This window comes from Pantoea sp. X-Soil-ISGK-285 (assembly GCF_059730815.1).
Genome location: NZ_AP035938.1, coordinates 336,436 through 350,485, shown reverse-complemented (window position 1 = coordinate 350,485; position 14,050 = coordinate 336,436). Strand labels below are relative to the sequence as shown.

The window sequence follows — 14,050 nt, the reverse complement described above, 5'->3', positions numbered from 1 at the left end:
GCGGGGGATCAGATTGGTTGAGTGATGAGTATAAGCATTACGACCTGGGTTCGGTGCATGTGAGTGCAATCGCTGGGAGACCGGTGCCGGTCAGAAAAGATTCGCCTGATCGTAAAGACGCATTCGTCATCCATGACGCTCGGCCCACGCCGTCCCTGCCGTGGGACGCTTTACTCTTCAGGTGAACCTTTTCTTCCTTCAAGCTTTTTTATTGCTGTTTGAATGATGGAACGCGGCCTCAGGCACACTGACGCTAAGCCCACGCCGTCCCTGCCGTGGGACGCTTTACTCTTCAGGTGAACCTTTTCATCCCTCAGGCTTTTTTATGGCTGCTTGAAAAGAGGCTTGAGTCGGACATAAACGTTGAAAAAGGCCTGCTGGAGTAAGATGTCCTTTCCTGGTTTTTGTCCTTCTGACAATCTGTACCCGAGGTGGATGAGAAGGCGGATACCAGCATTGACGGAGTTAAGCGTCCGCCGCATTGTTCAAAAACGTCGGGAGCGTTTTTGAACAATGCAAAGCGTTGGCCCGCTTGCGGGCGAGCCTCATGGATGAGGTGAGTGAACCGGCGGCCGAGGCCCCAGGGATGGGCTTTCGACGACTTTACGCAGTCACTGCTGGTATCCGACTGAACGGAGCACTGTTTTCCCTGCAAAGACCTCGCCTCCCATCCTATGTCACTCATCCAAAAGACAATTAAAACCCACCAATCGCAGGTTAAAAGCGCATCCATTTAATCAATATAAAGTTGTGACGTTCTGCAGCCATATAAAGCAGCCAGCTTCTCAAGCGTTTGTTTTTGAGGTTTCTTTCTCGACTCTAACTTCGACACGCCAGCCTGCGTGATGCCCAGTTTATTCGCCACCTCTTCCTGTGACAGGTGACGATGCAAACGCCAGGCAACATGCAAAGGAACGGATTGCCGTCGGCTGATTTTCATTACATCGTGAGGAATCGTTTCATCATCGTCTGGACCCACTTCATAAGGGACAGACTCAAACACATCATCTAAATGACGTTCAGCCATGAGCTTATTAAACAGCTCTATAGGGATGACAGCACCAGTGCGGTTCCCGCGCTCGTCCGTCAGAAACTGTATAGCATTCATGGGTAATCACTCCTTACTGGTACGGCAGGCAACACTGTCTGATCGTCTGCCTGTGCTGCGGAACGCTAAACCCGGCTGCACAGAACTTATTGATGACGCACATTGCTCCTGCCACACTGCTAGCGCTTTTTGTACGTGGTCGATGTTCTTCTTACGACTTCAAGTATATCTATCACTACTGGCTGACCTTTCTCTATCTTCCAGAGTACGCGGTAGTGACCTACTACCAGCTTCATTCGCTTCTGTTTATCATCAGTCAGCTTTTCGACTTTCAGATGGGGAATATCCGGCCATTTAGCCAGCGCCTCTACAGCATCTTCAATAGCGTTACCCTCTTTCTGAGGCAGCCCATAAAGCTGTTTCAATGCCTTTTTCGTCCAGTTAATTTCTGGCATCCGTCAACACTCCATGTTGTCAAAGAAGACAGTCAACTTACCGCAACGAAATATAACTATAATCAATCATAATCACAATATCCCTGTCGTATAAACATGGTTTTTAGTTATAAAATTATAACCTTTTAATTTTCAGTCAACCTGTATATCTGCCATGAAAAATCTCATAAAAAAAAAGGCCCAACTTTCGTTGAGCCCATTCTTACGTTAATGCCGTGTTCAGCTTGCGGTCTGTGTCCGCAGCTCCAGCTCATACTCTTTCGCCTTTTCGACGTCGAACTGGTTTTCCCAGCGGGCAATCACCAGCACCGCCAGCGCATTACCGACCACGTTCAGCGCGGTACGCGCCATATCCATGATGCGATCAACACCGGCGATAAACGCCAGACCTTCCAGAGGAATGCCGACGCTGCCCAGCGTGGCCAGCAGCACCACGAAGGAGACGCCTGGCACGCCAGCGATACCTTTCGAGGTCACCATCAGCGTTATTACCAGCACAATCTCGTCGGTCAGCGACAGGTCAATGCCATACAGCTGCGCAATAAAGATCGCTGCGATACTCTGATAAAGCGTTGAACCATCCAGATTAAACGAGTAACCGGTCGGCACCACGAAGCTGGTGATCGCTTTCGGCGCCCCGTAGGCTTCCATCTTCTCCATGATACGCGGCAGCACCGTTTCCGAGCTGGAAGTAGAGTAAGAGAGAATCAGCTCATCCTTCAGGATACGCATCAGCGTGGTAATCCGCAGCTTACAGAAGCGCGCCACTCCGCCCAGCACCACAAAGGCGAAGAACAGAATTGCCGCGTAAACCAGCAGCACCAGCTTGGCCAGTGGCCAGAGCGAGGCAAAGCCGAAGTTAGCAATCGTCACCGCAATCAACGCAAACACACCCACCGGGGCATAGCGCATGATCATGTGCGTCACTTTAAACATCGCTTCAGAAATGCCACGGAACAGGTTCACCAGCGGATCGCGCTGTTCTGACGGCAGTGACGACAGGCCTAAGCCAAACAGCACCGAGAAAAAGATAATCGGCAGCATGTCGCCCTTCGCCATTGAGGCGAAAATATTCTGCGGGATCAGCGACAGAATGGTGGTCACCAGGCTGTGCGGACCGCCCTGTACCTCTGCCGTTGTCGCTTCATATTTAGAGATGTCCACCGTTGCCAGCGTTGACATATCAATGCCGGTGCCGGGTTGAAATACGTTGGCCAGCGTAATACCGACCACAATGGCAATGGTGGTGATCACTTCAAAGTAGAGAATCGTTTTGACGCCGATGCGTCCCAGCTTCTTTGCATCACCCACGCCAGCGATGCCGACAATCAGGGATGAAATCACAATCGGTACCACAATCATCTTGATAAGATGAATAAAGATATCGCCTGCCGGGCTGAGAATGTTGGTGACTAACCATTCACGATTGTCTGGCTGATTATGCAACACAGCACCCACAACGATGCCAAGCACCAGGGCTGTCAGAATCTGCCAGGCCAGGCTGATTTTAAAACCTTTCATAACGTGTAATTTCCTCAGTCAAAACCCGTTTCTCTCTACTGCGAAGGTGCAGAAGACAATACACACAGGGAGTGAGCAAAAAGCCCGGTAAATTAGAGGGTGTCTTGAAACAGCGCCTCGTATGAAAATCTGATGATTCCCATACCCATTTTCAGACGCGGTCTGAGTTGATACCTGCAGAACAGGGGCGAGATAAGTACCATTTTCACTGTGGTAAATGCAACCCCTGGCGGATCCGATTAAAAGTTCACCATCTAAGCAGCATAAAGTGCTGCTGGAGCTGAAAAACCCTAACCTGCTGTTATGAAAAGTATTACTTCGATGAATTTACGCATAGCTATGCAGAAACGATTAAAAACTGATCCGGCGCGTTTGCTCGCTTTTTATTCAGGATAAAAGCGTAAAACAGATGCCTGACTTCTCCAGCGCCGCCAGAGCGTTAACCTGATAGATCAGAATGGCTTAACGCTTCTCGGGGGATGTGTATCACGTGATCTGTGGCGCAAAAAAGAAACAAAGCTCTGGCGCAGGCTTTAATTAACCATTGATTGACATATCATTAACATCTTCAAGGAGATCCGCCATGAGCCAAATACACAAACATCCCGTTCCAGAGAATATTGCAGCAAACACCCTGATTACTGCAGAACAGTATCAGGCGATGTATCAGCAATCTGTCGACGATCCAGACAGTTTCTGGGGCGAACAGGGCAAAATCCTTGACTGGATCAAGCCTTACAGCAAAGTGAAAAACTGCTCGTTTGCACCAGGTAACATTAACATTCGCTGGTACGAAGATGGCACGCTCAACCTGGCGGCAAACTGCCTTGACCGTCATTTAGCCACGCGCGGCGATCACCCGGCGATTATCTGGGAAGGCGACGACGCCAGCGAAAGCAAAACCCTGACTTTCCGCCAGCTGCATGCCGAAGTCTGTCGCTTCGCCAACGTGCTGGAACTGCTGGAAGTGAAAAAAGGCGACGTGGTGGCGATCTATATGCCGATGGTGCCGGAAGCCGCAGTAGCGATGCTGGCCTGTGCGCGTATCGGTGCCGTTCACTCGGTGATCTTTGGCGGTTTCTCACCGGAGGCGGTCGCGGGCCGCATCGTCGATTCCAGCGCCTCGCTGGTAATCACGGCCGATGAAGGGATCCGCGCCGGTCGCAGCATTCCGCTGAAGAAAAATGTTGATGACGCGTTAAAAAATCCTAATGTCACCAGCGTGAAAAACGTGGTGGTGTTCCAGCGCACTGGTAAAGATGTGGGCTGGGTTGAAGGCCGCGATCAGTGGTGGCACGACCTGATGCTGAACGCGAGCACCAACCACGCTGCCGCAGAAGTCGGCGCGGAAGATCCGCTGTTTATCCTTTATACCTCCGGTTCAACCGGCAAACCCAAAGGCGTGTTGCACTCCACCGGCGGGTATCTGGTCTATGCCGCGACCACCTTTAAGTTCGTCTTTGATTACCATCAGGATGATATCTACTGGTGCACCGCTGATGTTGGCTGGGTGACGGGCCACAGCTATCTGGTTTATGGCCCGCTGGCCTGTGGCGCCACCACACTGATGTTTGAAGGGGTGCCGAACTGGCCAACGCCGAGCCGTATGGCGGAAGTGGTCGATAAACATAAAGTCACGCTGCTCTACACCGCGCCCACTGCCATCCGTGCGCTGATGGCGGAAGGTGATAAGGCGATTGCCGGCACCGACCGCAGCAGCCTGCGCATTATGGGATCGGTCGGTGAGCCAATTAACCCGGAAGCCTGGGAGTGGTACTACAAGAAAATCGGCAACAGCCGCTGCCCGATTGTTGATACCTGGTGGCAGACCGAAACCGGCGGCTTCATGATCACGCCGCTGCCGGGTGCGACCGAACTGAAAGCGGGTTCCGCCACCCGACCGTTCTTTGGCGTGCAGCCCGCGCTGGTGGATAACGAAGGTCAGCCCCAGGAAGGCGCCTGTGAAGGCAATCTGGTGATCACCGAGTCGTGGCCGGGTCAGGCACGTACCCTCTATGGCGATCACGACCGTTTCGAGCAGACCTACTTCTCTACCTTTAAAAATGTCTACTTCAGTGGTGATGGTGCCCGTCGTGATGAAGATGGCTACTACTGGATCACCGGACGCGTCGATGACGTACTCAATGTTTCCGGTCATCGACTCGGCACCGCCGAAATTGAATCGGCGCTGGTCTCGCACCCTAAAATTGCCGAAGCGGCGGTAGTGGGGATTCCGCACAGCATCAAAGGCCAGGCGATTTATGCCTATATCACGCTGAATCATGGCGAAGAGCCGTCGCCGGAGTTGTACACCGAAGTGCGCCAGTGGGTCCGTAAAGAGATTGGCCCGATAGCCACACCGGATGTACTGCACTGGACCGACTCACTGCCGAAAACCCGCTCCGGCAAAATCATGCGGCGTATTCTGCGCAAAATTGCTACCGGGGATACCAGTAATCTTGGTGATACTTCTACGCTCGCCGATCCTGGCGTAGTAGAAAAACTGCTTGAGGAGAAACAGTCGATCAAAATGCCTTAAGCGCACGCTGTCCGGCGGGAAGATCGCTTCCCGCCACACCCGCCCTACGCAGTCTGTTTCGGTAGTCACAAATATTATAACCAGCTGAATCCGCGCCCTGTCGCGAGGTTCTCGCCTGCAAGCCCTCTGGAGAAAATGTGATGAATGACGCCCTTTCGAATCAGGATGCCATCAATCAACAGATTGAGCGTAATCCCCTTTTTCATGAATTAGTCCGTAAGCGCCAGGCGTTCGCGACGCTGCTGTCGCTGATCATGCTGGTGCTCTATGTCGGCTTTATCCTGCTGATCGCGTTTGCACCCGGCTGGCTCGGTACCCCGCTGCATGCCGGCACCAACGTCACGCGCGGTATCCCGATTGGGGTCGGGCTGATTGTGATGTCGTTTGTGCTGACCGGCGTCTATGTCTGGCGTGCCAACGGTGAGTTTGACCGTTTAACGAAAGCGATCCTCAGCGAGGTGAAATCATGACTCGTCTCACCTTATGGCTGCTGGCCTTAATGCTGCCGTTTTCAGCGCTGGCTGCCGATGCGATAACCGGTGCCGTGCAGCGCCAGGCGACCAACTACCAGGCGATTATCATGTTTACGATTTTCGTCGGGGCCACGCTGGGAATTACTTACTGGGCCTCAAAGCGCACCCGATCACGTAATGACTACTACACCGCGGGCGGCAATATCACTGGCTTCCAGAATGGCCTGGCGATGGCGGGTGACTTCATGTCGGCCGCCTCGTTCCTGGGCATTTCGGCGCTGGTTTACACCTCTGGTTATGACGGGCTGATCTACTCGCTCGGCTTCCTGGTCGGCTGGCCGATGATTCTGTTTTTAATCGCCGAGAGACTGCGCAACCTGGGTCGCTATACGTTTGCCGATGTCGCCTCATATCGTCTGAAGCAGATGCCGATCCGCACCCTGTCAGCCTGCGGCTCACTGGTGGTCGTGGCGCTCTACCTGATCGCGCAGATGGTCGGGGCCGGTAAACTGATCCAGCTGCTGTTTGGCCTTAACTACCATGTTGCGGTAGTCCTGGTCGGCATTCTGATGGTGATGTATGTGCTGTTTGGCGGCATGCTGGCCACCACCTGGGTGCAGATCATCAAAGCCGTGTTGCTGCTGTTTGGTGCCACCTTCATGGCGGTCATGGTAATGAAGGCGACCGGTTTCAGTTTTAATACGCTGTTCACTGAAGCGATGGCGGTCCATCCAAAAGGCATCGCGATTATGCAGCCTGGCGGATTGGTCAAAGATCCTATCTCCGCGCTGTCGCTGGGGCTGGGGCTGATGTTTGGTACGGCCGGATTGCCGCATATCCTGATGCGCTTCTTTACCGTAGCGGATGCTAAAGAGGCACGTAAAAGCGTCTTCTGGGCCACCGGCTTTATGGGTTACTTCTACTTCCTGACCTTTATTATCGGCTTCGGTGCCATCCTGCTGGTGGGGGCTAACCCGGCCTTTAAAGATGCCAGCGGCGCGCTGATTGGCGGCACCAATATGGCGGCGGTGCATCTGGCGAACGCCGTGGGCGGCAGCACCTTCCTGGGCTTTATCTCTGCGGTTGCCTTCGCCACGATTCTGGCCGTTGTCGCAGGCTTAACCCTGGCAGGTGCGTCGGCGGTGTCTCACGACCTCTACGCCAGCGTGTATCGTAAAGGTCAGGCGAGCGAGAAAGATGAGCTGCGGGTTTCAAAAATTACCGTGCTGGCGCTGGGCGTGGTGGCGATTGCGCTGGGTATTCTGTTTGAGAAACAGAACATCGCCTTTATGGTCGGGCTGGCCTTCTCGATTGCGGCCAGCTGTAACTTCCCGATCATCCTGCTGTCGATGTACTGGTCAAAACTCACGACGCGCGGCGCGATGGTGGGCGGCTGGCTCGGTCTGCTGACCGCCGTTATCCTGATGATCCTCGGCCCGACGGTGTGGGTACAGGTGCTGGGCAACGCGAAGGCGATTTTCCCCTATGAGTATCCGGCGCTGTTCTCCATGGCGGTGGCTTTTGTGGGCATCTGGCTCTTCTCGATTACCGACCATTCGCAGCAGGGCGCAGAAGAACGTTCACGCTTCCGTGCACAGTTTATCCGCTCGCAGACCGGCACCGGCATCGAACAGGGCAAAGCGCACTGATCGTGGCTTTTCGTTCATAACGAGCAGGCAATAAAAAAGGGCGGCTACCGAAGTAGTCGCCCTCTTCTTTTGCGCAGCAGAATCAGAAGCGCAGCGATGCACCCACGTACGGGCCATCGACCAGCACGTTATCTTTGCGTCCATCTTTGTTGTTCAGTTCGATGTACTGATAACCCACACGCAGGTTAAGCAGTGAAACCGGCGTGAAGCTCAGGCCGCCACCGGCTTCCTGATAGCTGTCGAGCTGATCGGTGAAAGACTCTGGCGCGTAATAATATTCGCCATACAGGCCCCACATGCTGTTGAAGCTGTAGTGTGCTGCACCACCCAGCGCCACCGCAAATCCATCTTTTCCATCTTCAGGATGGGTGAAGATCGCTTTTGCGGTCGGCGCCAGACGCAGCGGCCCGAAATCAACGTTGTAACCCAGACCGGCACCGTAGGTGCTGCCGTCATGATCGCTACGCAGCCAGTTACCTTTCAGAAACAGACCGGGTGTTGTGGTGCCCAGACCCACATTCAGGTTGGTGTTGTGTTCGCTGACATCAACACTGCCTTCAATCGCCTGAGCGGCACCGCTCATTAAAACCAGCCCGAGGGCGCTCCCGGCAACAAGTTGCTTAAACATGATTCCACTCCGTGAAAGGACAATTAATTCGGCCGCAAGGTTAACAGCCTGAAATGGGGAGACAACAAAATCTGGAAAACTTTACGTAAAAATACGTGTCTCAGCGCAGACCAGCGTCTGTGCGACGGAGTGTAGCCTATATTGTCCACATCAGGTGCCCAATCAGCGGGGCCAGCACCACGGTCACCACGCCAGAGAGCATCATCACCAGGCTGGCGACCACGCCCTCCTGCTCGCCAATCTGATAGGCGCGTGCCGTGCCGGCACCGTGTGACGCCGCACCGAATCCCGCGCCTTTCGCCACGCCCTGCTTAATGGCGAGCCGCAGAAACAGCACGTCGCCGATTGCCATGCCAAACACGCCTGTAATCACCACGAACAGCGCCACCAGATCGGGCTGCCCGCCAATCGAACCCGCCGCAGCCAGCGCAAACGGCGTGGTGATAGAGCGCACGGCCAGGCTGCGCTGAATCGACTCCGGCAGGGTTAACAGCCGCGCCAGCCAGACGGAACTGCAGACGGCGACCAGCGTCGCGGTCACTACGCCCGCGCTCAGCGACAGCCAGTGGCGCTTAATAATCTCCACATTCTCATAGACCGGCACGGCAAACGCCAGCGTCGCCGGCCCCAGCAGCCAGAGCAGCCAGTGGTTTTCGGCGATGTAATCCTGCCAGCTGATATGCGTCAGCAGCAGCAATGCCACCAGCACCAGCGGCGTCATCACCAGTGGCATCAGCAGCAGCGTCCGCCAGCGGCGGTAAAGCCGTTTATTCAGCGCATAAACCAGCAGCGTAACGGCTACACACAGCAGGCTGAGCAGAAAATCACGCATGCGGATCCTGCTTACGCGCAGCACGCGCGACTTCATACTGATAAAGCCGGTCCACCACCCAGGCAGTCGAGGCCAGCACCAGCAGCGTACTGACGCCGATCACCACACAGATGCGCCAGCCATCAACCCGCAGCAGATCGCCATAGTTCACCACCGCTACCACCGCCGGAATAAAGAACAGCAGCATCTCGGCCAGCAGCCAGCGTGATCCGGCTTTCACCCAGTTCAGCGGCACAATCCGCGTCACGATTAACGCCAGCAGCAGCAGCATCCCGACGATATTGGCGGGCAGCGGCAGATGCAGCCAGCTCACCAGCCGGTCGCAGGCGATAAACAGGCCGATATAGAAACCCAGCTGGAGCGGCAGGCTGAGCCATTGCACTGCGCGGTTGCTGCGTAAAGTGAGCGCTAACGCCATCACCTTGTCTCCCCGATTAAATTGACGTCACCAGTATAAATCGTCAACAGAAGGTGAAAAAAATGAATTAAAATTATCGAAATCATGCCTGAAAGGAATAGTTATGGATGTCCGCGCCCTGCGTTACTTTACTGAAGTCGTACGCCAGCAGAGCTTTACCCGTGCGGCGCAGAAGCTGTTTGTGACGCAACCGACCATCAGCAAAATGCTGCGCCAGCTGGAGGAGGAGCTGGGCTGCACGCTGATCCTGCGCGATGGTCGTCGTCTGCACCTCACCGACAGCGGCCAGGCGGTCTATCAGCGCGGCCTGGCGATCCTGCAGGAGTTTCATCAGCTGGAAGCGGAGATTGGTGACATTAACCAGCTCAAAACCGGTGAGCTGCGACTGGGTATTCCGCCGATGGTCGGTATGCAGATTGCCGGTTCGATTTCCGCGTTTCGCCGCCGCTATCCCGGTGTGAAGCTGAAAATCTCTGAGTTCGGCGGTCTGACCGTCCAACAGGCGGTGCTGGCGGGCAGTCTGGATATCGCCCTGACCGCGCTACCGGTCGATGCCGAGCTGCCGCTGAACACCCTGCCTCTGATGCATCATCCGCTCTGCGTACTGCTGCCGCGTCGCCCGGAGTGGCTCAGCCGCCAGCAGATTGGACTGGCAGAACTGGCAGAGCATCCACTGCTGATTTTTAATGAGGAGTTCTCGCTGAATCGTCAGCTGATGCAGGCGTTTCAGCGGCTCAACCTGACGCCAACGGTGGCGGTTCGCAGCGGACAGTGGGATTTTCTGGCGGCGATGGTGCAGGCGGAGATGGGGCTGGCGATTCTGCCGGAGCCGATCTGTCAGCGGCTGGATAAGCAGTCGCTGCTGTGGCTGCCGCTGGAATCGGAGCTGAAGTGGAGTCTGGGATTGATCTGGCGGGAAGGGAGTTATCTGTCGCGCAGTGCGCAGGCGTGGATAGCCTGTTGTCGCGAGCATTGGCCGGATGAGCCGCCGCGGCTGTCGGTGTGAAAGGCTGGCACGCCGCATTAACGCGCAGGCGTGCCAGTCAGGACTTACTCCTCTTTTTCAATCAGCAGCGCTTCCAGCAGATCCAGGTCGTGCAGTAACTTCTGCATCGTCTCATTGGAGATTTGCTGGGTGGCGCGCAGATGATAGACCTCAGCACGTTCGGCACGCAGTCCGGTCAGGCGGAAGCGACGCTCCAGGTTCTCAGCGAACAGCGCGTGTTCAAGGTCATTCTTCCCTTCGGCGCGACGACGTAAGTTGCCAATTACCCGCAGACTCACCTCTTTAAGCAGCTCCGGATCGATGTTCTCTTCCGACTCATTCTCCAGCCGCTCTTCCATCTTGTGCAGGCTCTCAATGGCTGCGCCTGCCATTACCGCACGCGCATTCTGCAACTCGCGACGGTGTGCGCCTTTATCAATAGTATCAATGCCGCGCAGCAGAATCGGCAGAATCACTACCCCTACCAACAGCGAGAAGAGAATCACGCCGGTGGCGATAAAGACCAGTTCATAACGCGCCGGGAAAGGCTCGCCGTTGGTCAGGAACAGCGGAATCGACAGGACACCGGCCAGGGTAATCGCGCCGCGCACACCCGCAAAGGAGGCGATCAGCAGTTCACGCAACGAGTAGTTGGAGAACTCCAGCGGCTTCTTCTTCAGCAGGCGTTTGCTGAAGCGCTGCATAATCCACAGCCAGCCAAAACGCACGATCATCAGCGCGGCATAGACCAGCCCGATATCGGCAAACAGCATCCAGAGTTCGACGTTTGGATCGGCCTGCGCCTGATCGACAGAGGTCTGCAGAATATCCGGCAACTGCAGGCCCAGCATCAGGAAGACCATGCCGTTAAAGACGAATTCCAGCATCTGCCAGACGCTGTTGGCACGCAGGCGCATCGCCAGCGGTGCCTGACGAATAATACCGGAACGGGTGATGGTCATACCGGCCGCCACGGCCGCCAGGATGCCTGAGACACCCAGATGTTCAGCAATCAGGTAAGAGGCGAACGGCAGCAGCAGCAGCAGTACGGTCTGGGTGGCCGGATCGTCACCGCTCCAGCGGCTGAGCAGGCGCAGTGACTTACCGTAGAGCCAGCAGATCGCGACACCCGCAATCAGACCACCCACCGCCACTTTCAGGAACTCAACGCTGGCACCGCCCCAGGTAAACACCATGGTGCCCATGGCGACTGCCACGGCAAATTTCAGCGATACCAGGCCCGAAGCGTCATTCATCAGGGCTTCGCCCTGCACGATCGACATAATCTTCTTGGGAATACGGCCTTCACCGACAATGCCTGAGAGCGCCACGGCATCGGTCGGTGACAGCACCGCCGCCAGCGCAAAGGCAGGGATCAGCGGGATACCTGGTACCAGCCAGTAGATCAGATAGCCGATGCCGATCACGGTAATCAGGACCAGCGCCAGTGCTAAGCCAATTATCTCGCGACCATGATGCAGGAACTCACTGATCGGCGTCTTCCAGCCATCCGCGAACAGCAGCGGCGGAATGAAGAGCACCAGAAACAGCTCCGGGTCAAAGTCGACATGCAGACCAAAAGTTGGCCAGGCCAGCATCGCACCAACAGCGATCTGGACCAGCGGCAACGGGATCTGAAAAGGGAGGATACGAGCCGCGACGCCAGAGAGCGACACGACCAGCGTCATGATGAGAATTGTAAAAAAGATTTCCATGCTTTCCTTAGGCGTCGTTTCTTTCAATCATTGGTTAAGCGCTAAAGTGTAAAACAAACTGCGGTGAAGATTGTCAGCTACGCGTGCGCCGGGCGGGAAAATAGTGAAAAATTCCGGACGTGCAGCCGCACGCCCGGTTGTACAGTCAGATCGCCCAGCCACCGGCGTAAAACGCCACCAGCGCGATAGCAATAATGACGGTGCCGACGTTGAGCTTGCGCCATTCCCCCGCGAAGAGACGCCCCACGACCAGGCTGGCGAAGCCGATCATAATGCCGGTGACGATGTTACAGGTGAGCACGATAATCACCGCCGTTAACAGGCCCGACATCGCATCGACAAAATCATTAAAGTCGACTTTCGCCACATTACTGAGCATCAGCAGACCCACATACATTAATGCAGGCGCGGTGGCGTAAGCCGGCACCAGATACGCCAGCGGTGACATAAACAGAATGGCAAGGAACAGCAGGCCGACCACAATCGCGGTAAGACCGGTTTTACCCCCCGCCGCCGTTCCTGCCGCCGATTCGATATAAACCGCAGCCGGTGACGCGCCCACCAGACCCGCGAACAGGCTGCTGACGGAGTCGCTAGTCAACGCACGGCCACCATTGATAATCTGGCCCTGTTTATCCAGCAGATTTGCCTGACCCGCGACCGCGCGAATGGTGCCGGTCGCATCAAAGACCGCCGTCATCACCAGTGCCAGCACGCTTGGCAGCACGACCGGCTGCATCGCGCCCATAATGTCGAGGCTGAACAGCAGCGACTCACCGCTGGCATCACGCAGGCTCGGCAGCGCAAACAATCCTTTGTAGCTCACCGCCGGATCGAAGATCAGCCCCAGCAGCGAAATGGCGATAATTGTCATGAGAATACCGCCGGGCATCCTGCGCTTCTCCAGTCCAATAATTGCTGCCAGTCCCAACAGCGTCATCATTACCGGAAAAGTGGTGAAGTGGCCCAGCGCCACCGGCAGGCCCGGTGCCGGGTTTTTCACGACCAGGCCTACACCGTCAGCCGCAATCAGCAGCAAAAACAGGCCAATTCCGACGCCGGTGCCGTGCGCCACGCCCATCGGCAGGTTACGCAGGATCCAGGCTCGAATGCCGGTCACTGAGATCAGGGTAAACAGCAGGCCCATCAGGAACACCGCGCCCAGCGCAACCGGCACGCTGATGTGCTGGCCCAGCACGAGGCTGAAAGCGGTAAAGGCGGTTAAGGAGATTGCACAGCCAATTGCCATCGGCAGATTGGCCCACAGTCCCATAATGATGGAACCAAAGCTGGCAACCAGGCAGGTGGCGACAAACACGGCAGTAGGGGGAAAACCGGCCTTGCCCAGCATTCCCGGCACCACGATAACGGAGTAGACCATCGCCAGGAAGGTGGTAAGTCCGGCCAGAATTTCCTGGCGCATGCTGCTGCCGCGCGCCGAGATCGAGAACCAGGCGTCCAGTTTTCCACTGGCCGGGCGTGATTCAGTTGACATAGTTGAGCCTCAAAAATTTTTGTTGTGTGGATCGCTCTGCGACCATCGCTGTCCCTGGAATAAGCGGGTAGACGGCGTCACTGTCGGGTTTTACCCGGCAGGCAAACGTTTACCTTGCCGCAGATAGTTGGCCGCCAGAAGCGGCCAGATAAAAAGGCATGCGATTATCCGGCGTTTAGCGGCACATTTTCAACTGTCAGAGGGAGATTCTTCAGCATAAAGATCAGGCTTAAGTGGCCAGCAGCCACGTGGCCCAGGCCGACGTCAAACGCTGACGCCCTGAAGTTAACGC

Annotated in this window: 12 protein-coding genes; 4 read left to right on the top strand and 8 right to left on the bottom strand. The window is 55.7% G+C overall.

The window, feature by feature from the left end; all coding sequences use genetic code 11:
* Nucleotides 1-733: 733 nt before the first annotated feature.
* The 3 genes from AC6I8B_RS01550 to gltP form a co-directional block, all read right to left on the bottom strand.
* Nucleotides 734-1,108 (bottom strand): helix-turn-helix domain-containing protein, encoded by a 375-nt coding sequence (locus AC6I8B_RS01550; protein WP_033780420.1) that lies wholly within the window; start codon nt 1,106-1,108, stop codon nt 734-736.
* Nucleotides 1,109-1,227: 119 nt separating this feature from the next.
* Nucleotides 1,228-1,503: a type II toxin-antitoxin system RelE family toxin gene (locus AC6I8B_RS01545; RefSeq protein WP_010252139.1), complete on the bottom strand. Its 276-nt coding sequence runs from the start codon at nt 1,501-1,503 to the stop codon at nt 1,228-1,230.
* A gap of 219 nt (nt 1,504-1,722) precedes the next feature.
* Nucleotides 1,723-3,024 (bottom strand): glutamate/aspartate:proton symporter GltP, encoded by a 1,302-nt coding sequence (gene gltP / locus AC6I8B_RS01540; protein WP_010252141.1) that lies wholly within the window; start codon nt 3,022-3,024, stop codon nt 1,723-1,725.
* 583 nt (nt 3,025-3,607) lie between these two features.
* Between gltP and acs the strand changes: the two genes are divergently transcribed.
* The 3 genes from acs (at nt 3,608) to AC6I8B_RS01525 (ending at nt 7,685) form a co-directional block, all read left to right on the top strand.
* Nucleotides 3,608-5,563 (top strand): acetate--CoA ligase, encoded by a 1,956-nt coding sequence (acs, locus tag AC6I8B_RS01535; protein WP_010252142.1) that lies wholly within the window; start codon nt 3,608-3,610, stop codon nt 5,561-5,563.
* 140 nt (nt 5,564-5,703) lie between these two features.
* Nucleotides 5,704-6,033, top strand: a complete 330-nt coding sequence (locus AC6I8B_RS01530; RefSeq protein ID WP_010252143.1) for a DUF485 domain-containing protein — start codon at nt 5,704-5,706, stop codon at nt 6,031-6,033.
* Complete coding sequence (locus AC6I8B_RS01525) at nt 6,030-7,685, top strand: cation acetate symporter (protein WP_022625224.1); 1,656 nt, start codon at nt 6,030-6,032, stop codon at nt 7,683-7,685. Before AC6I8B_RS01530 ends, AC6I8B_RS01525 begins: the two co-directional genes overlap by 4 nt.
* 82 nt (nt 7,686-7,767) lie before the next feature.
* Here the strand turns inward: AC6I8B_RS01525 and AC6I8B_RS01520 are convergent, their stop codons facing one another.
* The 3 genes from AC6I8B_RS01520 to AC6I8B_RS01510 form a co-directional block, all read right to left on the bottom strand.
* Nucleotides 7,768-8,313, bottom strand: coding sequence for a YfaZ family outer membrane protein (locus tag AC6I8B_RS01520; protein WP_010252147.1), 546 nt, complete (start codon nt 8,311-8,313; stop codon nt 7,768-7,770).
* A 136-nt stretch (nt 8,314-8,449) separates the two neighbouring features.
* Nucleotides 8,450-9,145: an LrgB family protein gene (locus AC6I8B_RS01515; protein ID WP_187484396.1), complete on the bottom strand. Its 696-nt coding sequence runs from the start codon at nt 9,143-9,145 to the stop codon at nt 8,450-8,452.
* Nucleotides 9,138-9,563, bottom strand: coding sequence for a CidA/LrgA family protein (locus AC6I8B_RS01510; protein WP_010672051.1), 426 nt, complete (start codon nt 9,561-9,563; stop codon nt 9,138-9,140). The genes AC6I8B_RS01515 and AC6I8B_RS01510 overlap by 8 nt, the downstream gene beginning before the upstream one ends.
* Before the next feature lie 103 nt (nt 9,564-9,666).
* Between AC6I8B_RS01510 and AC6I8B_RS01505 the strand changes: the two genes are divergently transcribed.
* Nucleotides 9,667-10,569: a LysR family transcriptional regulator gene (locus AC6I8B_RS01505; RefSeq protein WP_010252153.1), complete on the top strand. Its 903-nt coding sequence runs from the start codon at nt 9,667-9,669 to the stop codon at nt 10,567-10,569.
* Nucleotides 10,570-10,613: 44 nt separating this feature from the next.
* Here AC6I8B_RS01505 and AC6I8B_RS01500 read toward each other — a convergent pair whose 3' ends face one another.
* Both AC6I8B_RS01500 and AC6I8B_RS01495 read right to left on the bottom strand, forming a co-directional pair.
* On the bottom strand, nt 10,614-12,263 hold the full coding sequence (locus AC6I8B_RS01500; RefSeq protein WP_010252155.1) for a Na+/H+ antiporter: 1,650 nt from the start codon (nt 12,261-12,263) through the stop codon (nt 10,614-10,616).
* Between the two features lie 145 nt (nt 12,264-12,408).
* Entirely contained in the window at nt 12,409-13,758 is a 1,350-nt protein-coding gene (locus tag AC6I8B_RS01495) for an NCS2 family permease (RefSeq protein WP_311974756.1), read from the bottom strand.
* Between the last annotated feature and the right edge of the window lie 292 nt (nt 13,759-14,050).